This window comes from Gammaproteobacteria bacterium, assembly GCA_015709695.1.
Classification (GTDB): Bacteria; Pseudomonadota; Gammaproteobacteria; order Steroidobacterales.
In genome coordinates this window covers 1,930,634-1,952,090 of sequence record CP054183.1, presented here as the reverse complement: position 1 = coordinate 1,952,090, position 21,457 = coordinate 1,930,634, and the positions used below count along the sequence as shown (strand labels likewise).

The window sequence follows — 21,457 nt, the reverse complement described above, 5'->3', positions numbered from 1 at the left end:
ATGGTCCGCCCGTGAAGATGATCTGGATCATCGATCGCCGCGCCGGCGTAGTGGCTTGTACGTAGGCGGCCCGGTCATTGCTGACGGTCTGCAGCAGGCAATGGCCGGCGCCGCCCGGGCACGGGCTGATGTACATCAGGGTTTCGCGGGAGCCGAAGGGCGTATGTTCCGTGCGTGGGACGGTCGCCCAGGCGGCTGTCGGGACCAACTGAACCATGGAGAGCAATCATGCTGATCAACAACTGGTACGTGGCTGCAGCCGCCTCCGAAGTGCGCAAGGACAAGCCGCTGAAGGTGCGCATGCTGGCCTGCGATTTCGTGCTGTTCCGCGACGAGAAGGACAAGGCGGTCTGCCTGAGCGACGTCTGCTGCCACCGGGGCGCGTCGCTCGGCAAGGGCGAGATGAGCGGCTGCAACGTCGTTTGCCCCTACCACGGCTGGGAATTCAACGGTGACGGCCGCTGCACCCTGATCCCGGCGATGGGTCCCGAGATCAACATCCCCAAGCGCGTGCGCGTCGACAGCTATCCGACGCAGGAGAAGTACGGCTGGGTCTGGGTGTTCCTCGGCGACCTGCCCGAGAGCCAGCGCCCGCGCATCCCCGACCTGTTCCCCGAGTACGACGACCCGGTCGGCTGGCATCGCATTCCCTACGGCTTCGAGGCCAAGACCAACTGGATGCGCTTCGAGGAGAACTCGCTGGATACCGCCCACACGCAGTTCGTGCACCGGCAGTTCGGCGCCCGGCGCACGCCCAAGCTGGAGAACTTCCCGCTGGAGGAGTCCGAGTGGGGCGCACGGGTCACGCGCCGCAAGCCGGCGCCGAAGCCTGACCAGAAGACGGGCGAGATGGCCAAGATGCTGGGCGAGGAGCGCCTGAACACCAACGTGGCGCTGGAGTTCAGCCTGGTGGGCCTCTGCCACCGCATCCAGCCGACGTTCAAGGAAGGCATGACACAGATCAACTTCACTGCGAGAACCCCGGTGGATCGCAAGCTGAGCCGTGCCATCGGCTGGCAGGCGCGCAACTACCTGAAGGAGCCCCAGTTCGATGCCGAGCGCATGGCGGGCATCCAGCTGGCAGTGGTGGAGGATCTCTCGGTGGTCGAGGATCTCAAGCCGCCCATCACGCCGTCGAAGCTCTCCGACGAGTTCCTCACCGAGACCGACAGCATGGAGACCGCCTTCCGCAAGCGCTGCTTCAAGTGGGCTGCCCAGGGCTACGAGATCGATCTCGACGAGTACGAGCGCCGCAGCCAGACGGAAATGCTGGTGATCCCGTCGCCGGGCCGCCGTGAGGACCCGAAGAACTGGGTGCACAAGACGGTGCCGCTGAAGCCGGCCTCGAAGGAATCGCGCGACTGAGGCGCGGACCTCGCGTCCGCACCGGGGGGAGGTCGGCGGCGAACCTGCCACGCCGCCGTCCTCCATGCCCGGTGGAAGGCTCCCGGGGCGTCGGGTAGCATCGCACCAGGAGGTTTGGCATGGCAGGGCACGGGTCCGCGGTGGCGGACGCCAATCAGGGAGCCCGCCTGGCGGCACGGCGCAACGCCGAGTCCGAGGGCATCCAGCCGTGCACCCGCTGCCCGGTGGCGGGGGTCTGCCTGCCTTCGAGTGTGCCGGAAGGGCAACTCGCGCAGCTGGAATCGATGGTCACGCGCCAGCGCGTGCTGCGCGCCGGCACGGTGCTGTTCCGTGCGGGCGAGGAGTTCACCTCGCTGTTCGCCGTGCGCTCGGGCTGCCTGAAATCCACGGTGATCGATGCGGACGGCCGCGAGCACATCCTCAATTTCCACCTGCCGGGCGAGGTCCTCGGCTTTGCATCGATCTACCAGCGGCGGCACGCGGGCAACGCCATCGCGCTGGCCACTTCCACGGTGTGCTATCTCTCCTTCAGCGAAATCCTGAGGCTGTCGCAGCAGTTTCCCGAACTGGTCCTCGGCCTGCTGCGCATTGCCAGCCGTTCGGCGCTGTACACCGGCCGATTGACCGGCGACCACAATGCCGTGGTGCGCGTCGCCGCCTTCCTGCTGAGTGTGTCGGGCCGGCTCAGGGCCCAGGGCAGGCAGTCCTCCGAGTTCGGACTGGTCATGTCGCGCGAGGACATCGCCAACCACCTGCGGCTGGCGCCCGAGACCGTCAGCCGGGTGCTGACCCAGCTGCGCAGGCAGGGCGTGATCAGCGCCAGGGGCAAGGCAGTCAGGCTGCTCGACGAGGACCGTCTGCAGGCCCTCGCCGGACCCATGCTGCCCTACGGCTAGGAACCCGGTATTGGCGCGTCTCTTCGAGCCCTGGCGACTGTTCTTCCCTTCCGCCCTGCTGCTGGCGCCGCTCAACGTGCTGGCCTGGCTGGCGGTGCGCCAGGGTATCGTCGACTGGCCTGCGGCCTCCGCATCCTGGCATGGGCGCGAGATGGTGTTCGGCTACAGCTTCGCCGTGATCGCCGGCTACCTGCTGCCGGCGTTCCCGCTGCGGCGGGTCGTCGGCCTCTGGTTGCTGTGGCTGCTCGGGCGGCTGGCCTGGATCGTTCCCCCTGGAACCCTGCTGCCCTGGCTCCAGCTGGCGGCGGGTGCGGCGTTCCCGGCAACGGTGGCCATTCTCGGCTTCCGCCGTTTCCACGCGGCGAAACGCGCCCGCAACCTGGCTTTCCCGATGATCATGCTGGTACTCGGCGCGGCTGGCGTGGCCACGTACGCCGCCGAGGTGGGCTGGCTGCCCATGCCGGCGCAGAATCCGGCCGTGCTGTCGGTCTACGTGGTTTCGTTGCTGGTGATGGTGATGGGCGGCCGTGCGGTGCCGACGGCGACCGTGGGGTCGCTGCGGGCGCAGGGCCAGGTGCTGCGTGTCGTGCCGCGCCCACGACTGGAGGCGGCCGGCATCTTCGGCATGCTCTCCCTGCTGGTGCTGGACATGCTGGGACTGGGGCTTGCGGCAGGCCTGGCAGCGCTTGCGGTGGCCGTCGTGCTGGCGCTGCAGATGGTGCGCTGGCACAGCCTGAGCGTGCTCGGCGATCCGGAGACCTGGCCCCTGCACCTCGGCTTCTTCTGGCTTGGGCTGGGCCTCACGCTCATCGGCCTGCAGCGCCTCGGGTTCATCCTGCCGCCGGACGCCGGTGCGCTGCATGCACTGGCAGCAGGCGGCATCGGCACGGTGACGCTGGTGATGCTGCTGCGTGTTGCGCGACAGCGCTCCGGGATACTGCCTGCCTCGCCGACGCTGCTGCAGGCACTGCAGCTTGCCCTGGTGGTGGCGGTGACACTGCGCGTCGGCGGCGGCTGGGTCTTGCCGGGGCATCGCGAACTGGTGCTCTGGCTGGCCGGGATGGCGTGGCTGGTTGCCTTCGGCCTCGGTACCGCCGTGCTGGTGCCGGCGGCGCTGCGGGCGGCGCGATGAGCGTGCCGGCCCGGCCGCGTGGCAGGCTACGGACTTTCCCTATTCCCATCTCCCGGGCTGCCCTGCAACATGGCTGCTCATCAGGTCACCGGCAGGTCCCGGGACGGGCAGCAAGGAACCCCCAATGATCCAGCGACTCGGTCCGTGGCAGCGCTTCTGGGGCATGTTCGCGCTGGTATTCCTGGTCTCGACCATCGTGCTGATCATCAGCATCTGGCCGTCGCACGATGCGGCCGTCGTCGCCGATCTGCAGGCGCCCGGCTGCCGGGAGTGGCGGGAGATGGCGGACACGGGTGGGCCGTACTACTACCCGGAGCCCGGCGTGCCCTGCCGCGCCATCCGCCTGTTCCTCTACGAGCAGCATCTCACACTGCGCTCGGAGGCCGACTACGATGCCTTCCTGCTGAAGGCGGGCATGCGCAGCGCCTTGCTCAGCCTTGGCGTGTGGGCGGGCTTTTCGGCGCTGATGTATGCCCTGGGCCTGTTCGCCAGGAAGTTCGTGGTCAACGTGCTCGACCGGGGCAAGCGCGGGACCGGGTGATGCTGTTCGCCATCATCCTTGGCACATTTGGTGGCGCCGTGCTTGCCTACCTGTCGTCGCGCTGGCTGCTCGTCAGGGCGGCCGATCGCTTCGCCACCCGGCCCCAGGGGCGCAGCGCCATCTTCGTCTGCGGCCTGGTGTTCGGCGCCATATCGCTGGCGCCGGCGATCTTCCTCTCGGTCATGGCTGGCGGCACCCTGGGCATGCGCATTGCCGGCGGCATTGCCTCTGCGCTGGGAATGGGCGGGTTCTTCGCCACCCTGGTACTCGCCCTGGAAGTCGTGCTGGGCACCGTGGTGACCGTGATCGGCAATGTCATCATCGGTGCCGCGCTGGGTGTGCTGGTGGCGCGCAGCGTGTTCGGTGGCCCGCCTGGTGGCGTGCAAGGGCCGGCGTCACGCGGCAGCGGTCCCGGGTAGCCGTCCCGGATAAGGGATTTCCACCATCGCCGTGCCGTGCTTCATGGCGATAGCCTGTCCCTGGCGGCTGGGCGCATGCCCGGCCCGCCAGGACGAGGTGAAGCACCATGGCACTAGTCGTCACCGAGAACTGCATCAACTGCAAGCACACCTACTGTGCGGATGTCTGCCCCGTGGATGCGTTCCGCGAGGGGCCCAACTTCCTGGTGATCAACCCCGACGAGTGCATCGATTGCGGCCTGTGCGAACCGGCCTGCATCGTCGGTGCCATCATGGACGAGCATGCCGTCCCCGGCCAGTTGCGGCAATTCATCCAGCTCAATGCCCAGCTGGGCGAGGTGTGGCCGAAGATCCGCGCCGGGAAGCCTCCACCGCCGGATGCCGAGGAATGGGACGGCGTGCCGGGCAAGCTGGCGCTCCTTGAGCGCTGAGCTGTCCGTCTCAGTAGAACGCGCCAGCGTCGTCGGTCTTGAAATTGTGCTGGCGGGTCAGCCGGCCGGCCTCGTCGAAGTATTCCCAGAGCCCTGACCGCCTGCGGTTCATGAACCGGCCGCGTTTGCGGATCTGACCGCATGGATAGTAGAAGTGCCACAGGCCCTCGGGCCGGCCCTCGCGGTAGCGGCCGGTTTCGGCGAGTCGGCCATTCTCGTGGAATTTCTCGTACAGGCCTTCGAGATCACCGGCCTTGTAGTTCAGCCGCTCGTAGAGCTGTCCGGTGGCGTCGAAGCGTTCGAAGAGGCCATCGGGTTTGCCCTCGCGGGAGCTGCCGCGCACCTTGAGGCGGCCATTCTCGTGGAAGATGCGCCAGGGGCCATCGCGCTCGCCATGCCGGTAGGTGCACTCGATTTCCAGCTGGCCATTGGGATAGTAGAACTCCCAGGGCCCTTCCTCCCTGCCGTCCCTGAACGTGCCCCGGAAGCCGATGTTGCCGTTGTCGTGGAGGCCTTCGGCCGGCCCGTCGGGTTGCCTGAACCGGGATAGCCAGCGCCTGATGTAGTACCTGAGGTTCAGCATGGCCGTGACCCCATGGCGCTATTGCCGCGCGCCATTGCGGAACTCACCCATCTCCAGCAGCTGGCCGTCGCTCGCGTAGGTCTCGAAGCGGCCATCGAGCACGCCGAAGCGGTAGTGACCGCGGCTCTTCAGCTGGCCATTCGCATGATAGGACTCGCAGCTGCCGTCGCGCTTGCCGTCGCGGTAGTTCTCCCGCAGCTGCAGCTGGCCATCGTCGTAGAAGAGTTCGAGCGTGCCATCGACGACATCGTTCCGGTAGCTGGCCTTCAGCCGCAGTTCGCCGTTCGGGTGGTATTCCTCCCATGGACCGGAGCGCTTGCCTTCGCGAAATTCGCCCCTGGCCTGCAGCTGACCATTCTCATGGTAGGACTCGTATGGTCCCTCGCGCAGGTCGTTGCGGTGGGTGCCGCGGGAACGCAGCTGTCCGCTGATGTAGTGGACCTCGAACGGCCCGTTGCGCAGGTCCGCGACGAAGGTTCCGCTCGATCGCAGCTGGCCGTTCGGGTGATACAGCACCCAGGGCCCGTCCTTCCTGTCGTGCTTGTACTCCTGTCGTTCACGCAGCGCGCCGCTGGCGTGGAACCACTCCTGCACGCCGTGCAGCTGGCCCTTGAGATAATTTCCCCTGAAGCCGACCTGGCCGTTGGCGAAGCGGGTCTCGACCACGCCGTCGGGTGGGCCACCGGCGCCGTTGGTGGCCGGCCGCGCCTGGGCATCGCCTGGCTCCCCGGGCTCGCCAGCCGCGGGCGGTGCAGTCGCTCCGGGTGCCGCCCAGGCACGGATCAGCGACTTGAAAAAAGCCATTTTCCCTCCGTCCTGCCGGGAGCGGTGTGTGGCGTCCACGCGACCGACCAGCTCGCACGGCATTGCACATCCCGATTCTTGTGAGCCCTCTGTCTCGGGTCAATAAGTAGAGAACCCAAGTTGTCGACGCCGCGGCCGGTGCCGCCGACGCACCATGCGGCTTCCTGCGCTACGTAATATCCCGTACAGCAGTACTCGTTATTCCACTCGCAAACTTGATCTAGATCATGACCAGAAATGCAGGGGCGATGCACCCTGCAATCACCATTTCGGTCGGGAGTGGCGACCCTAATCGCAGGAGCCATAGTCATGAGTACAAAAGCAGCAAACGTGAGTACCGGCGACTCCAATCTGGCAATGTGGTTGCTGAACAAGAAAAACTGGTTCACGCATTTCCTGATTGTCGCCATCATCAGTATCGCGGGCCTGGTCTACCTGGGCAGGGAGACCTACGTCGGGGCGCCGCCGCTGGCCAATTTCGTCACCTCGAACGGCCAGGTGTTGATGACGACCGAGCAGCTGGCACGCGGCAAGGAGATCTTCCACCTCCGCGGCCTGATGCTCTACGGCTCCTTCTGGGGCGACGGTGCCGAGCGTGGCCCGGACTTCACCGCCGATGCCATGCACCGGATCGGCGCGTCGATGCGCTCGTATTACGAGGAAGAGACGAAGCGCCGCACCGGTGCCGAGTCCCTCACCGGCTACGAGAAGGATGCCATCGCGCAGCGTGTCCTCCGGGAGATGCACAACAACACCTACAACGCCGAGGCCGGGACCATCGTCCTGAACGACGCCCAGGTCTTCGCGTTCGACGAGTTGCTGCAGCACTACACCCGGATGTTCACCGACCCGACCTATCCGGATCGCATGGATCCGATCAACCAGGTATCCGGTGAGCAGAACCTGCGTGACCTGACGACCTTCTTCTACTGGGGCGGCTGGGTCTCGGCGGCCAACCGGCCGGGCGAGGAGTACAGCTACACGCACAACTGGCCTTATGAACCCGAGGTGGGCAACGTACCGACCACCGCGACGTTCATCTGGACCTTCATCTCCATCTTCGCGCTGTGGATCGGCATCAGCGTCGTGCTGTACGTCTACGGCCAGATGAAGGAGCAGCCGGTCGACGTGTTCTCCCAGGAAGGCGCCAACGGGCACTCGCTGACGACCTCGGACCTCGAGAATGGCTACGTCCGCGAGACCCAGCGCAGCACCTACAAGTTCTTCGCCCTGGCGATGATCGTCTTCGGCCTGCAGGTGCTGGGTGGCGTGGTGAGCGCCTGGGACTTCATCCGGCCGTTCGGCATCAACCTCAACGAGCTGCTGCCGTTCACGGTTTCGCGCAGCTACCACGCGATCCTGCAGATCTACTGGTTCTTCATGTGCTGGGTGGGTTACACGATCTTCTTCCTGCCGCGCCTGACGAAGGTGCCGAAGGGGCAGAAGTTCCTGATCAACCTGCTGTTCTTCCTGTCCTGCGTAGTCGCTGTCGGTGCCGTGGGCGGCATCTATGCCGGCCAGCGCGGCTGGATCGACGACACGATGTCCTACTGGTTCGGCAGCCAGGGCTGGGAGTTCATCGAGCTCGGCCGCTTCTTCCAGTGGGTGCTGCTGCTCGGCTTCTCGCTGTGGATCTACATCATCTACCGCGGTGTGAAGCCCTGGATCAGCGTGAAGAACGTCTGGTCGGTGCCGGCGTGGCTGCTCTGGGGCAGCGGCGTGATGGTGCTGTTCCTGTTCTTCAGCGTCCTCATGACGCCGGATTCCAACTTCGCCATCTCCGACTACTGGCGCTGGATGACGGTGCACATGTGGGTGGAGGTCACCTTCGAGGTCTTCACGACCGTGATCGTGGCCTACCTGCTGGTGCAGATGGGCCTGGTGACCCGGATGATGGCCGAGCGCGTCATCTTCCTGGCCGTCATGCTCTTCTTCGTGACCGCCATCAACGGCATCTCCCACAACTTCTACTGGATCGCGAAGCCGACGGGCATCATCGCGGTGGGCAGCGTGTTCTCCACGCTGCAGGTCCTGCCGCTGCTGCTGCTCACCCTTGATGCCTGGCAGATGCGCCAGGAGGGTGGCCGTGCCCACGAGTTCCGCGTCCAGGGCAAGCAGGTCGTGGTGATGGAAGGCGTGTGGCTGTTCATCCTCGGCGTCAACTTCTGGAACATCTTCGGTGCCGGGGTGTTCGGTTCGCTGATCACGCTGCCGATCGTCAACTACTACGAGCACGCCACTTACATGACCGGCAACCACGCGCATGCCGCCATGTTCGGGGTGAAGGGCAACGTCGCCCTGGCCGGCATGCTGTTCTGCCTCCAGCACCTGTTCCAGAAGACTGCCTGGAACGAGAAGCTGGTGCGGACGGTGTTCTGGTCGTTCCAGATCGGCCTCGCGCTGATGATGTTCCTCGACCTGTTCCCGGTGGGCCTGTACCAGATCTACGTGGTGCTGACGGAAGGCCTCTGGTATGCGCGGTCGACCGAGGTGATCATGGGCCCGGTGTTCGCGACGCTGACCTACCTGCGTACGATCGGTGGTGCCGTGTTCATCTTCGGTGGCCTGCTGCCGATCATCTACTTCGTGCTCTCCGGTGCGAGCCGGCTGCGCAAGGAAGTGGATGTCACCACCGACGAGTGGGCGCAGTACCACAAGGAGTATGGCAACGAGGGTGGCAAGGAGTGGGCGGCCCAGGAGGAGCCGAAGGTCTCCCGCTAAGCCGCTGACAACCTGAGTCCTCCGGCCGGGCCCTGTGCGGGGTGATGAACCCCCTCAGGGCCCGGTCCTTTTTCCGGGCCCGGCTGCCGCCGTGGCTATTCCGTTTGTGGCGGCTTCGTGCGATGGTGTCGACGCCTGCAATGTCCGGCCGACGCTGGCCGGACCAGGCGCTGACGGGCGAAGGTGCAGATGGAAGTCATCTACTTCACGCTGACCGCGATAGTGCTTTATCTGGCGGCAGACTATATAGTGCGGCGTCTGGAGGCCGCCTCGGCCCTGGTCACCGAGTATCGCGCGGTGGTTTTCTTCGCCGTGCTGCTGGGACTCGCCCTGGTGAGTTTTGCCTTCATGCGCAGGGTGCTTTCCTGAGACGGGGCGGGTTACGTACAACTGCTGATTTCAAGAGCCAGCGGGTGGAGACAAGCTAGCCGCAAATTTTTGGCTGGCGTTGGGCAAGTCAGGGGGGATGACACCATGAGTGAAGACGGCGCCAGGGGCGGCATGCCCCAGCCGGGGCAGGATCCGGACGAGCGGGTCCCGGTGTGGCAGCGGGTCTGCGACAACCACTTCCTGTTGCTGTTCATCGGAGTCGTGGTTCCCACGGTTCTCTACCTCATCTGGGGAATCATGGAGATCGCACAGATTCCCGTTGCGCCGTAACCGATCCCCGGGAGCACTTTCATGGCAATCACGTCTCCGGCCAACCGCCTGTGGTGGAAGGAACCGATCCATCGCGTCGAGCTCACCTGGATCATCATCGCCTTCCTCTGGGGCCTGGCGATGTTCTTCACGATGGTCTACTGGCATGCGGTGGGCGAGCAGAACCTCGCCAACACCACCTACAAGATCACGCCGGCGGCCTTTGCCGCCAAGGCCGAGCGCATGGCCGAGCAGTACAAGGTGCGCGACGAGCTCGGCATTCCCGTGGTGCGGCCGCCGCCGGGCGGCGATGTCTATCTGCTCGGCCGCATCTGGATGTGGTGGCCGATCCTCGAACTGGAGAAGGGGCAGAGCTACCGCATCCACCTCTCGGCGATGGAGTATTCTCACGGCTTCTCCCTGCAGCCGGTGAACATCAACATCCAGGTGCAGCCGGGCTACGAGCACGTCTTCACCATGACCCCGACTGACAGCGGCGAGTTTGCCATCCTCTGCAACGAGTACTGCGGCTTTGGCCACCACACCATGGCCAGCCGCATGTACGTGGTTGATTCGGGTACGGCCAGGAGTCCGCAGGAATGAGCGCCCCCCAGCAGTTTCGCGTTTGCCCCACCACAGGCCTCAAGGTCTACAGCGGCGCACAGACGCTCATCAAGGCCAATGCCGTCGCGGCGGTGATCTTCCTGGCCATAGGCGGGCTCTTTGGCCTGTCTGTCGCCCTGACGCGCTGGCCCGACGTGCACCTGCTGCCGATGGACTGGTTCTACCTGGCGCTGACGGCACACGGCCTGGACGTGCTGCTGTGCTGGATCATTTTCTTCGAAGTGGCGGTGCTGTATTTCGCCTCCGCGGTATTGCTGAACTGCCGGCTGGCATCGCCGCGATCGGCGTGGGTTGCGTTCTGGCTGATGATCATCGGCGCCGTGCTCACCAACATCACCATCCTGCAGGGCAACTCGACGGTGATGTTCACCTCCTATACGCCATTGAAGGCAGAGCCCAACTTCTACCTGGGCCTGATCATCTTCGCGGTCGGCGCGCTGGTGGCCTGTGGCGTGTTCTTCGGTACCCTGGTCATCGCCAAGGATGAGCGCACCTATGAGGGTTCCGTGCCCCTGGTCACTTTCGGTGCGCTGACGGCAGCGATCATCGCCGTGTTCACGCTTGCCTCCGGGGCCATCATCCTGGTGCCAACCTGGCTGTGGTCGCTGGGATACATCAGCAACATCGACCCGCTGATGTACAAGCTGGTCTGGTGGGCCATGGGCCACTCTTCCCAGCAGATCAACGTCTCGGCGCACGTATCGATCTGGTACGCCGTCGCCGCCATCCTCCTGGGGGCAAAGCCGCTGTCGGAGAAGGCAAGCCGGCTGGCCTTCCTGCTCTATATCTTCTTCCTGCAGCTGGCGAGTGCACACCACCTGCTGGTGGAGCCGGGTGTCGGCTCGGAGTGGAAGATCTTCAATACCAGCTACGCCATGTACCTCGCCGTGCTCGGCAGCATGATCCACGCCATGACCGTGCCCGGGACCATCGAGGCGGCACAGCGGCGCCTGGGCTTCAACAAGGGCATGTTCGAGTGGCTGCGCAAGGCGCCCTGGGGCAACCCGGCGTTTTCCGGCGTGTTCCTCTCGCTGGTGATGTTCGGTTTCCTCGGCGGCATATCCGGCGTGGTGCTGGGCACCGAGCAGATCAACCTCATCATGCACAACACGCTGTACGTCCCCGGGCATTTCCACGCGACGGTGGTGACGGGCACGACACTGACGTTCATGGCGGTTACCTACCTGCTGGTGCCGCTGGTGTTGCAGCGCGAGATCATGTTTCCGCGCCTGGCCAAGTGGCAGCCCTACGTGTTTGCCATTGGTGCCGCCGGCATCTCGCTGTTCATGATGGGTGCCGGCACCCTCGGGGTTCCGCGCCGGCACTGGGATATCACGTTCGCGGATTCCATCTTCCCGTACCAGATTCCCTCGGCCGGCTTCCTGATGATGGCGCTCAACGGCATCAGCGCGGTCTTTGCGGCAACCGGCGGCATCATGTACATCGTCAACGTCGTGGCCTCGGTGTTCTTCGGCAAGCGCACTGCCGATGCTCCCGCCAAGGCCAGCACCCCGGTGCTGTCGATGGCCAGGCCGGTGGTGGCCGAGTACGGCAGCGCCGGCACGATGTACATCCCGGGAACGATCTTCCTCGTGGGCGTGTTCTTCGTCTCCTTCGTCCTGTACTACTTCGTCAACTGGAAGTACCTGGCCGAAGTCTGGCCCCTGAGGTAGGCCGGGGATGCCGGCCGAGCCTGCCGCGACGGTCCTGGGTGCTGCCGCCGAATCGGCCGGTCGCGCCGCCAGGGCGCGGCAGGTGTTCTCGGTCTTCAAGCCACGCATCGCGCTGGAGATCACCTTGACTGCGGTGGCGGGTGCCGCCGTCACCCCGGGGCCGTCGCTGAGCCTCGGCGAGGTGCTGGCGCTGGCGCTGGCGGTGTTCCTCTCGGCTGCGGCCGCCGGTGCCTACAACCAGGTGTCGGAGCCGGATATCGATGCCCGCATGCTGCGTACCCGCCTCCGGCCCTTCGCGACCGGGCAACTGGCGCCGGGCCCGCTGTGGCTGGTGCTGATCGCCGGGCTCACGGCATTCTCGGTGGTGCTGGCCGCCACCGTGCTGAACACCATGGCCGCGGCGCAGGTGTTGCTGGGTGGGCTGACCTACGGCTACATCTACACCGCATGGCTCAAGCGGCGCACCTGGCTGAACATCGTCATCGGCGGGCTGGCCGGCAGCTTCGCGGCACTGGCCGGCTCGGCGGCGGTGGATCCGCAACTGCCCGCAGCCGCCTGGGTATTCGCGGCGGCGCTGTTCTTCTGGACGCCACCCCATTTCTGGAGCCTGGCGTTCTACAACAAGCGGGACTACGCCAGGGCCGGCATTCCCATGCTGCCGAACTTCATGGCCGACCGGCCGCTGGCCATCGTGGTCCTGGTTCACACCGTGGTGCTGGTGGCGCTGACGCTGCTGCCGGCGCTGCTGGTGACGGGCTGGTTCTACGTGCTGTGTGCCGCCACAGGCGGCGCTTACTTCATCTGGACCAGCGCGGTGTTCGTCCGCAACCCGACCCGCGGCAATGCCATGGCCACATTTCATGGTTCGCTGTGGCAGCTCGGCCTGCTGCTCCTCGGTGCCATTGCCAGCGCGGTGCTGTCCGGCCACCTGGCGGCCTGAGTGATGGCCGCCCGGTTCCTGCGCGGCCGCCTTCGTTCCGGGCCGCTGGCAGCGGCAGTCGCCACGGTGTTGTCTGTCATCGGCGCCCCTGCGGCAGCACTCGACGAGGCACAGGCCCTGGCCACCAGCCAGGCAGCCATCGGCCGCGAGACCGGCAATCACCGTTTCACGGACCAGGACGGACGGCCGCTGGAACTGGCCACGCTGCGGGGCCGACCGGTGGTGCTGAGCTACATCTACACCAGCTGCGCGTTCATCTGTCCGACCCTGACCTCGAGCCTCGCGCAGGTGGTGCGCGTGGCGCGCGAGACACTGGGCGACGGGGCCTTTTCGGTCGTCACCGTGGGATTCGACACGCGGGTGGACACCCCCGAGCGGATGCGCCTGCATGCCGCCGAGCGCGGCATCAGGGATCCCCGCTGGTACTTCCTGAGCGGTGACGAAGCCGAAGTGGCGGCCCTGGCCCGGGAGACCGGCTTTGTCTACGCGCCCGTCGCCGGTGGGTTCGACCACCTGACACAGGTTACAATCCTCGACAGCGCCGGACGGGTGTACCAGCAGGTCTACGGGCCTGAATTCCAGCCGCCGATGCTCGTCGACCCCCTGAAAAGGTTGGCGCTCGGCATGCCGGTGGCCGAGCGGCCGCTCGCTGATTTGTTGTCCCGGGTACGCCTGTTATGCACGTCCTACGATCCGAAGAGCGGCCGATACCGTTTCGATTATTCGCTCATCCTCGAGATTGCCATCGGGCTGAGCTGCGCCCTGCTGGTGCTCGGCTTCGTCCTGCGTTCCTGGCGACAGGGGCAGCCCGGTCCGCGTCCGCGCTCGTAGCCGGTCAGGCACCGGTATCGGGAGTGCTGGCATGAACGGGCTGAAGCGCCTGATCCGTGGCGGCTTCGAACGCCTGGAAAGCGGTCTCGATGCCGTCTGCGGCCCGCAGCTCAATCCGCTGGTGCAGCTCGGTGCCCTGGGCTGGCTGCTGTTCTGGCTGATTGCCATCAGCGGCATCTACCTCTACATCTTCTTCGATACCGGTGTCACCCAGGCCTATGCCTCGGTGGAGGCGCTGACCCACGACCAGTGGTGGGCTGGCGGCATCCTGCGCAGCATCCACCGCTATGCCTCGGACGCGCTGGTGGTGGTGACATTCGTGCACATGCTGCGCGAGTTCGGCATGGACCGCCTGCGTGGCGTGCGCTGGTTCGCCTGGGTGACGGGCCTGCTGCTGATCGGCTTCATCTACGTCTGCGGCATCACCGGCTACTGGATGGTCTGGGACCAGCTGGCCCAGTACGTGGCGCTGACCACCTCGCGCTGGCTGGATGCGCTGCCGATCTTCGCCGAGCCGATCTCGCGGAACTTCGTCAGCAATGCGGGCCTCAGTGGCCGGTTCTTCTCGCTCATGGCCTTCGCGCACATCGCCGCGCCGTTGCTGATGCTGCTGTTCATGTGGGTGCACATCCAGCGCTACAGCCATGCCAGGGTGTATCCGGCGCGCAATCTGAGCATTGCCACCGTGCTGGCCCTGGTGGCGCTGTCGCTGGTCGAGCCGGCCCTGAGCCAGGGTGCCGCCAATCTCGACGCGCTGGCCGCCTCGGTCGGACTCGACTGGTTCTACCTGGCGTTCTACCCGCTGATGGATGTCATCGGCGCCGGCGGACTCTGGGCGCTTTCGCTGGGCTTCCTCGTGCTGATGGCCATCCTGCCCTGGGCGCCTCCGTTGCGGCGGCCGGCGCCGGCCGTGGTCCACCTCGACAACTGCAATGGCTGCGCACGCTGCTTCGATGACTGCCCGTACAGCGCGATCACCATGCAGGCGCGCAGCGACGGTGCGCCGTTCTCGCAGGAAGCCGTCGTCGATGCCGATCTCTGCGTGAGCTGCGGCATCTGCGCCGGCGCCTGCCCGACGGCGACGCCGTTCCGGCGCGCCACGGCGCTGGTGCCGGGGATCGAACTGCCCGAGCATGGCATCGCGGCGCTGCGCGACCGCGTGGCCAGCGCCTGCCAGAATCTCGCCGGCCAGCCCGGCGTGCTGGTGTTCCGCTGCGAGCACGGGGCGGATGTTGCCCAGCCGTCGACCGGCTCGGCGGCCGTGGTCGACGTGCCCTGCGCGGGCATGGTGCCGCCGTCGTTCATCGACCTGGTGATCACGCGGAAGATGGCGGCCGGCGTGATGCTGGCCGGCTGCCACGAGGTCGGCTGTTACCAGCGCCTCGGGACGGAATGGACCAGCCAGCGCGTCGCCGCCACGCGCGATCCCTACCTGCGCCAGCGCATACCGCGCGACCGCGTGGCCCTGTCCTGGGCGAATGCAGCGCAGCGGGGGGCGAGGGCGGATGCCGTCGAACGGTTCATCGGTTCGCTGGCCGGGCGCGGCGACATGGCCTTGCACACCCCTGCGCCTGCCGACGCCGCGGTCCAGACTGCCTGGCAGGCGCCGCCGCGGCGCCTCGCCGGCTGGCTGCGCTGGCCGCTGCAGGCCCTGCTGCTGGCCGCGGCCATGTGGCCTCTGGGCTTCCTCTCGGCAAGGCCGGAGGTGGCGCTGCGGGGCGACAACGAAGCCGTGGTGACGTTGACCTTCAGCCACGCGGGCCGTCCCCTGCAGGAGTGCCGGAAGCAGACGCCGGAGGAACTGGCCAAGCTGCCACCCAACATGCGCCGGCCCGTGGATTGCGCGCGTGGGCGCTGGCCGGTATACATTGAGCTGGAGCTGGACGGCCGCACGGTGTTTGCCGGCACCGAGGAACCGGCAGGCCTGTGGAACGACGGTCCCTCCAGCCTGTTCGAGCGGTTCCCGGTCCCCGCTGGTCCAAGGCAGGCAGTGGTCCGGCTCCGTGACAGCGGGCGCGAATCCGGTTTCGACTACAGCGCCACCGCGGACCTCGACCTTCGCCCTGGCCAGAACCTGGTCGTCGAGTTCCGGCAGCCGGGCGGCTTCACCTTCAGATAGGCACGAGTTGCGTCAGATGACCCGCATCGATTGGCGACCGGAGTTCTCGATCGGCATTGCCGATGTCGACCACGAGCACCAGGAACTGATCGCCTGGATCAACCGCACGCTGGTCGCCAGCCTCGATGCGGCGGGCGACAGGTCGGTGGTGACGGACCTGCTGGGGGAAGTGTTCGCCAAGGTCTCCGCGCACTTTGCCCTGGAAGAGCGTGTCATGCGCGACCAGGGCTACGACCAGTTCACCGAGCACAAGCGTGATCACGAGCTGCTGCTCGATGACATCCGCGACATCATGGATGACTTCGAGGCCGGCGGCGAGCTGGTCGAGGAGCGGTTCGCCACGCGCCTCAGCGAATGGTTCGGCGTGCACTTCCGGACGATGGACGCGCGTTTCCACCATCGAATGTCGGGCGCCGGATAGCGTGCGAGGCAATCCCGCAGGCGGGGCACTGCCAGTCCCGCAGGGCGGACGCATGCTGGTGGCTGCTGCGTGGCCGCCGCGCCTGCGCCACCAGGCTGCGATCGGACTGGTGATAGCGGGCGACCGGCCTGGCTGCCGGGAGCGGGACGGCAGGCGGTGCAGCGGCGGGAAACCGCAGCGCAGCCAGGGCGGCACGGCCGATGAGGCGCGCCGCGAGGATGGCGGCGACGAGGATCGCCGGCACCAGCAGCAGGGCAGTCGCCAGTCCCGCCAGCGGACCGCCGAGGCCGCGCCAGGCCCTGGCCCGGCGGCGGGCGCTCCTGTCCGAAACCCTTGTTCCTGTTCGCGTCGGCATGTCGGCGATGCCCCGGCTGCTTGCCGTTCCCGCCCGGAAATCCAGCATCTCCAGGCTTTGGTGCAACGCTATGCCGGCGGATGCCGAAGGCGCTGTAGCGGATTGTGCGTAACGGGGGGACGGTCAGACGCGATAGCTGCCCGTGCTGCGCGCCTGCCCGGGCCGATTGGGCGGATAGCTGGCCCACTTGTCGCGGTAGTAGCGCAGGCGCAGGTCGCCGGCCGATTCGCGGTTGAAGGTCAGGTAGATGTTGCGCCGCTGGCGATTGCTGGTATTCGGCGGTGAACCGTGGGGCACGTAGCAATCGAAGAACACCACGTCGCCCGGGTCGGCCTCCAGCAGCTGGTAGTCCCCGGCCGGCTCGTAGGGCGGATCGGCCTCGGTGAGCGGCTGCCACTCCGGGCCCATGAGCGCGCGCTCGTAGTTGCCGGTGGCAAGGAAGCTCAGGGCGGCGTTGTCCTTGCGGTTGGCGTCCACCACGATTGCCATGGTGACGAAGAAGTCGGCGTAGGCATTCCAGCCGGCGGCCTGGTCCTGGTGAAGCTTGTCCGCGCGGCAGCCGGGCAGCTTGAAGTTGACCTTTTCCTTGAACAGCACCGCGCGCTCGCCGAGCAGCGCCGCGAGGGCATCCATGACCCGCGGCGACAGCATCAGCCGGGTCATCTGCGGGTTGTGGTCGCCGAGGATATGCTCGGCCCGCACCAGCAGCGTTTCCCCGGAGAGCGGGCTTTCCTCGTAGTAGCAGGCCTCGGCGCCTTCGCGTGGCGGGTTGCTGCGCAACCTGTCGAGGTAGTCGGACATGCTGCGCATGTCTGCGGCATCGAAAAAGCCGCGACGCACGCAATAGCCGCGTTGCCTGAAGTCGCGGATGTCCTGGGCCGTGATGTCCATGCCCGCCATTGTCGCCTCCACGGGCGGGCAGGGGCCTAGCTGTAGAAGTACCTATTGTTCTGTCACGGCGGCCCGACACCCGCCTACGGCCGGTTCCGGCCCGGGGCCGGCATGCTATCCTCGGACCCGTTCCAGCTGACCCCCTGTCATGGTGCCAGGATGCCCGATCAACCGGCCGGTACTCCAACCGCCGAGTCACTGCGCCAGTCGCTCAGGCAGGTGGTCGATCCGGAGGTGGGCCTGGACATCGTCGAGCTCGGGCTCGTCTACGACATCCGCTTCGCCGGCAACCGCGTCGAGGTCGACTTCACCATGACGACGCCCTCCTGCCCGATGAGCGCGATGATCGAGGACGACATCCGTGGCGTGCTCGCGGCGGCGCTGCCGCCCGGCACCGACATCGCCACCCGGCTGGTCTGGGAGCCGCCCTGGGAGCCGTCGATGATGAGCGGGCAGGCACGCCAGCACTTCGGCTGGTGATGACGCGGGACCTGGGGCGGGGCTGGCGGGTTCCACTGCTGGTCCTCGGCATGCTCTCGCTGGCCGCCGGCATCGAGGCGGGCCTGGTCCGCCTGGGCTGGGCGCTGCCCGCGCCCGGCGCGGCGACCGTGCTGGACCACGGGCCGCTGATGATCTGCGGCTTCTTCGGCACGGTCATCAGCCTGGAGCGTGCCGTGGCGCTGGGCATGCGCTGGGCCTACCTGGCGCCGCTGTCCGCCGGGCTCGGTGGCCTGGCGCTGCTGGCTGGTGCCGGGGCGCCGCTGGCGCCAGCCTTGATGCTGGCAGGCGGTGTGCTGCTCTCCGCGGCGAGCCTGCAGGTCTGTCTGCGCCAGCCCGCGCTGTTCACGCTGACACTGTTCGCCGGTGCCGCGGCCTGGGCGGCCGGCAGCGCGCTGGAACTGGCCGGATGGCCGGTGCCCGCGGTCGTGCCGCTATGGGTGGCCTTCCTGGTGCTCACCATCGCCGGCGAGCGGCTCGAGCTGTCGCGCTTCCTGCCACCCTCGCCGCGGGCCCGGCGTGTGTTCGCCGGCATTGCCGTGCTGCTGCTGGCCGGGGCCGTGGCGGTCGCAGCCGGTGTGGGTGTGGGTGGGGCCGGGTTCGCCTTCGCCCTGCTGGCGCTGGCGGCCTGGCTGCTGCGCCAGGACATCGCGCGACGCACCATCCGCGAGCGCGGCCTGACGCGCTTCATCGCCGCCTGCCTGTTGCTGGGCTATGCCTGGCTGGGCATCGGCGCGGTGATCCTGCTGCTGGATGGCGGGCTGCTACCGGGCAGCCCGGGCTACGACGCCGGCCTGCATGCCGTGCTGATCGGCTTCGTTCTGTCGATGGTGTTCGGCCATGCGCTGATCATCATTCCGGCGGTACTCGGCCTGCGCCTGTCCTACGGCGCCGCGTTCTACCTGCCGCTGGTGTTGCTGCATCTCTCGGTGGCCCTGCGCATCGGTGGCGATCTCGCCGGTTCCTTCGGGGCCCGCGCCGGCGGCGGCCTGCTCACTGCGGTGGCGCTGCTGCTGTTCGTGCTGACGCTGCTGCTCGCCGGTGCGCGCGGGATCCGCCCGGGACAGGTCGCGCCGCGCTGAGCGCGGATGACGGCTTGCGCCCCGCTCAGAAACGGTAGGAGACGGTGGCGCCCAGTTGCCGGCCGCGTGGCAGCGGGATCGCGAAGCCGCGTGGCGTGCTGCTCGGCCGCGAGCCCTGGTACGGGTATGGGGGCAAGGTCTCGTAGCGGCCATCGAAGAAGCGCAGGACGTCCACCGGCGTGTCGTCATCGAGCAGGTTCTTCGCCCAGAAGGAAAAATCCCAGCGCTCGCGGATCAGGCCGGCACGCAGGCCGACCAGGCTGCGGTCGCCGGTTTCGATGAGGTTGTCCTCGGCGGCATACCGGGACGATTCGAAGCTGTAGTCGACGCTCCCGTACCAGTCCAGCGTCGGCGTCAGCGGGCGCTGGTAGCGCAGCACCAGCGAGGCCATGTGCTTCGGCACGCGCGGCGAATCATGGCCGGCCACGCTGCCGAGCGCCTCGTTCTCGGCGAAGCTGCCATCGCTGCCGCGCAGGTCGGCCTCTTCCTGGCTGGTCCACTCCCTGATCTCGGAGTCGGTCCAGCTGTACGTCCCGCGCAACGTGAGGTTCTCGCCGAGCGCGGCGCTGGCCTCGGCTTCCAGGCCCCAGACCCGGGTGCGCCCGGCGTTGGTGAGGATGGAGGCGGTGCCCACACCCGGTATCTCCAGCAGCTCGGTGACCTGCTGGTTCTCCACGTCGAGCCGGTAGGCGGCCAGTGCCAGGCTCAGGCCCTGCTCCGGCAGCAGCGCCTTCATGCCGATCTCGTAGTTCCAGGCGCTTTCCTCGTCCACGGCGCGGTAGCGTTCGTCCGGTACGCGCGGGTTGAAGTCAGGCGGCTTGGTGCCCTTGGAGACGTTGATGTAGTAGGTCGTCGAGTCCAGCGGCCGCCAGTCCAGGGTGAAGCGCGGCGTGATGTTCTCCGGCACCGTGCGGTAGCGGGCGGACGGCGCGTTCACCGGCAGGTTGGTGACGGTCACCTTGTCCTCCGCCCAGCGCAACTCGACGCCGGCCGTCCAGCGCTCGGCGAAGTCCCAGGCAAGCGCGCCGAACACCGCGCGGTTCTCGACCTCGTCGCGCTCCCGATCCACGGCGAATGCCTCGTTGATGCAGGGATCGATGCGATCGCGCGCCGCGACTTCGGCTTCGCCCTTGTAGTAATAGGCGCCGGCGGTGAAGCGCAGCGGGCCCGCGGCATCCGACGACAGCCTGATCTCCTGCGAGAAGTCGTCGTAATCCATGCGCTCGTGCAGCAGGAAACTGCCACGCGGCGGCAGGAACGGTGGCATCGGCGTGGCGCAGGTGAAGGTGCGCGGCACGCTCGGGTCGTAGCCCGCCTGCGAGGTGTCGTACCCCTGGCTGTACTCGTCGCGGATGAAGCCGGTGAGACTGGTGAGGGTGAAACCGGCCAGCTGCCAGTCCACCGCGAGGCTGCCCAGCCGCCGGTCGAGTTCGGTGCCGGCACCGCCGTGCTGCTCCAGCAGGTCCGTATAGAGGTTGACCTGGTCCTCGGGCATGGCCTTGCCGACGAAGTATTCGCGCGCCCGTGGCGCCTCGGCCGAGCGGAAGCAGCAGTTGTTCAGCGTGGAAGGCTGCAGGTACATGGCGTAGTGGTCGTCGTCCGTGCCCTGCCAGCCCAGCTTCAGCGTGATCTCCAGCCCTTCGGCGGCCTCGAACAGCAGCTTCGCCGAGACCTCGTCGGATACTTCGCCGCCGATGTCGCTGTCATCGCGCTGGTTGGTCCACTCGCCACCGTACTCGTGGTGCCCGGCGCCGAGGGAGTATCGCAGGCGTTGCGTGCCGAGCGGGCCGCTGACCCAGCCCGAGAAATCCCGGCTGTCGTGCTCGGCAATGCCCGCCTTCAGCTGGCCTTCGAGCTGCGCGGACGGCTTGCGTGTCACGTAGTTCACCGCACCGACATAGGTGTTGCGGCCGAACTGCGCCGACTGCGGGCCGCGCAGGATCTCCACGCGCTCGAGGTTGTCGAGGTCCGTGGTGAGCAGCGCCGCGCCGACGTAGACGCCGTCGACGAAGGTGTTGCCGGCGTTGGAGTTGGCGACGCCGTTGCGCATGGTGGTGACGCCGCGGAACACCGGCCGGTAGGAGGCCGGCTGGCGGCCGGTTGCGGAGTTCAGCGCGAAGCCCGGGGTGAAGCGCGCAATGTCGCCGAGATCCGCCAGGCCCAGTGCTTCGATGCTGCTGGCAGGGAAGGCAGTGATGGCGACCGGGACTTCGAGGATGTTCTCCTCGCGCTTGCGTGCCGTGACGATGATCTCCGGCATCTCCGCAGCGTGCGAGGCAGGGGCGGGCAGCCCGGTGACCGCCTGGGTGCCGAGCGCCGCGGCAGCGGCCGCGAAGACGGTCAGCAACATGTGCAACCTCCCCCCGAAAACCGGCCGCCATGATCCGCTGCGCAACCGGTTCGCCGCAACCGTGGAATGTCCCCACCCGATGATGACCCGCCAGCGGGGCAGGCACTACCCGGCTGGACATGCCGCACAAACTGGGCAACCC

The 21,457-nt window shown here is 67.1% G+C and carries 21 protein-coding genes; 17 read left to right on the top strand and 4 right to left on the bottom strand.

Annotation, left to right across the window (positions count from 1 at the left end):
* Positions 1-228 precede the first annotated feature (228 nt).
* The 6 genes from HRU81_09160 (at position 229) to HRU81_09135 (ending at position 4,784) form a co-directional block, all read left to right on the top strand.
* Positions 229-1,365, top strand: coding sequence for a Rieske 2Fe-2S domain-containing protein (locus tag HRU81_09160; GenBank protein ID QOJ32256.1), 1,137 nt, complete (start codon positions 229-231; stop codon positions 1,363-1,365).
* Positions 1,366-1,484: 119 nt separating this feature from the next.
* Positions 1,485-2,261, top strand: coding sequence for a helix-turn-helix domain-containing protein (locus tag HRU81_09155; GenBank protein ID QOJ32255.1), 777 nt, complete (start codon positions 1,485-1,487; stop codon positions 2,259-2,261).
* 10 nt (positions 2,262-2,271) lie between these two features.
* Positions 2,272-3,393 (top strand): NnrS family protein, encoded by a 1,122-nt coding sequence (locus HRU81_09150; protein QOJ32254.1) that lies wholly within the window; start codon positions 2,272-2,274, stop codon positions 3,391-3,393.
* Positions 3,394-3,517: 124 nt separating this feature from the next.
* A complete protein-coding gene (locus HRU81_09145; GenBank protein ID QOJ32253.1) occupies positions 3,518-3,934 on the top strand; it encodes a hypothetical protein in 417 nt (138 codons plus the stop codon).
* Positions 3,934-4,353, top strand: a complete 420-nt coding sequence (locus HRU81_09140) for a hypothetical protein (GenBank protein ID QOJ32252.1) — start codon at positions 3,934-3,936, stop codon at positions 4,351-4,353. Before HRU81_09145 ends, HRU81_09140 begins: the two co-directional genes overlap by 1 nt.
* 107 nt (positions 4,354-4,460) lie before the next feature.
* A complete protein-coding gene (locus HRU81_09135; GenBank protein QOJ32251.1) occupies positions 4,461-4,784 on the top strand; it encodes a ferredoxin family protein in 324 nt (107 codons plus the stop codon).
* A gap of 10 nt (positions 4,785-4,794) precedes the next feature.
* On the opposite strand, the gene HRU81_09130 is transcribed toward HRU81_09135, so the two are convergent.
* Both HRU81_09130 and HRU81_09125 read right to left on the bottom strand, forming a co-directional pair.
* The gene (locus tag HRU81_09130) at positions 4,795-5,367 is read right to left on the bottom strand and encodes a toxin-antitoxin system YwqK family antitoxin (protein QOJ32250.1); all 573 of its coding nucleotides are present in this window, start codon (positions 5,365-5,367) and stop codon (positions 4,795-4,797) included.
* Between the two features lie 18 nt (positions 5,368-5,385).
* On the bottom strand, positions 5,386-6,171 hold the full coding sequence (locus tag HRU81_09125) for a toxin-antitoxin system YwqK family antitoxin (GenBank protein QOJ32249.1): 786 nt from the start codon (positions 6,169-6,171) through the stop codon (positions 5,386-5,388).
* Positions 6,172-6,480: 309 nt separating this feature from the next.
* On the opposite strand from HRU81_09125, the gene HRU81_09120 reads away from it, so the two are divergent.
* The 9 genes from HRU81_09120 (at position 6,481) to HRU81_09080 (ending at position 16,139) form a co-directional block, all read left to right on the top strand.
* Complete coding sequence (locus tag HRU81_09120; protein QOJ32248.1) at positions 6,481-8,892, top strand: cbb3-type cytochrome c oxidase subunit I; 2,412 nt, start codon at positions 6,481-6,483, stop codon at positions 8,890-8,892.
* A 189-nt stretch (positions 8,893-9,081) separates the two neighbouring features.
* The gene (locus HRU81_09115) at positions 9,082-9,261 is read left to right on the top strand and encodes a hypothetical protein (protein ID QOJ32247.1); all 180 of its coding nucleotides are present in this window, start codon (positions 9,082-9,084) and stop codon (positions 9,259-9,261) included.
* Between the two features lie 105 nt (positions 9,262-9,366).
* Entirely contained in the window at positions 9,367-9,552 is a 186-nt protein-coding gene (locus tag HRU81_09110; protein ID QOJ30619.1) for a hypothetical protein, read from the top strand.
* A gap of 21 nt (positions 9,553-9,573) precedes the next feature.
* Complete coding sequence (locus tag HRU81_09105) at positions 9,574-10,134, top strand: cytochrome C oxidase subunit II (GenBank protein QOJ32246.1); 561 nt, start codon at positions 9,574-9,576, stop codon at positions 10,132-10,134.
* A complete protein-coding gene (locus HRU81_09100) occupies positions 10,131-11,828 on the top strand; it encodes a cbb3-type cytochrome c oxidase subunit I (GenBank protein ID QOJ32245.1) in 1,698 nt (565 codons plus the stop codon). The genes HRU81_09105 and HRU81_09100 overlap by 4 nt, the downstream gene beginning before the upstream one ends.
* 7 nt (positions 11,829-11,835) lie before the next feature.
* Positions 11,836-12,768, top strand: a complete 933-nt coding sequence (cyoE, locus tag HRU81_09095) for a protoheme IX farnesyltransferase (GenBank protein ID QOJ32244.1) — start codon at positions 11,836-11,838, stop codon at positions 12,766-12,768.
* Positions 12,769-12,771: 3 nt separating this feature from the next.
* The gene (locus HRU81_09090; GenBank protein QOJ32243.1) at positions 12,772-13,599 is read left to right on the top strand and encodes an SCO family protein; all 828 of its coding nucleotides are present in this window, start codon (positions 12,772-12,774) and stop codon (positions 13,597-13,599) included.
* Positions 13,600-13,630: 31 nt separating this feature from the next.
* Positions 13,631-15,718 (top strand): hydrogenase iron-sulfur subunit, encoded by a 2,088-nt coding sequence (locus HRU81_09085; protein QOJ32242.1) that lies wholly within the window; start codon positions 13,631-13,633, stop codon positions 15,716-15,718.
* Between the two features lie 16 nt (positions 15,719-15,734).
* A complete protein-coding gene (locus HRU81_09080) occupies positions 15,735-16,139 on the top strand; it encodes a hemerythrin family protein (protein ID QOJ32241.1) in 405 nt (134 codons plus the stop codon).
* 478 nt (positions 16,140-16,617) lie between these two features.
* Here the strand turns inward: HRU81_09080 and HRU81_09075 are convergent, their stop codons facing one another.
* The gene (locus HRU81_09075) at positions 16,618-17,385 is read right to left on the bottom strand and encodes a phytanoyl-CoA dioxygenase family protein (GenBank protein QOJ32240.1); all 768 of its coding nucleotides are present in this window, start codon (positions 17,383-17,385) and stop codon (positions 16,618-16,620) included.
* 159 nt (positions 17,386-17,544) lie between these two features.
* Between HRU81_09075 and HRU81_09070 the strand changes: the two genes are divergently transcribed.
* Positions 17,545-17,865 carry a metal-sulfur cluster assembly factor gene (locus HRU81_09070; GenBank protein ID QOJ32239.1) on the top strand — a complete coding sequence of 107 codons (321 nt, stop codon included), beginning with the start codon at positions 17,545-17,547 and terminating at the stop codon, positions 17,863-17,865.
* Positions 17,865-18,965: a hypothetical protein gene (locus HRU81_09065; GenBank protein ID QOJ33355.1), complete on the top strand. Its 1,101-nt coding sequence runs from the start codon at positions 17,865-17,867 to the stop codon at positions 18,963-18,965. The genes HRU81_09070 and HRU81_09065 overlap by 1 nt, the downstream gene beginning before the upstream one ends.
* 25 nt (positions 18,966-18,990) lie before the next feature.
* On the opposite strand, the gene HRU81_09060 is transcribed toward HRU81_09065, so the two are convergent.
* Entirely contained in the window at positions 18,991-21,315 is a 2,325-nt protein-coding gene (locus HRU81_09060) for a TonB-dependent receptor (GenBank protein QOJ32238.1), read from the bottom strand.
* Positions 21,316-21,457 lie beyond the last annotated feature (142 nt).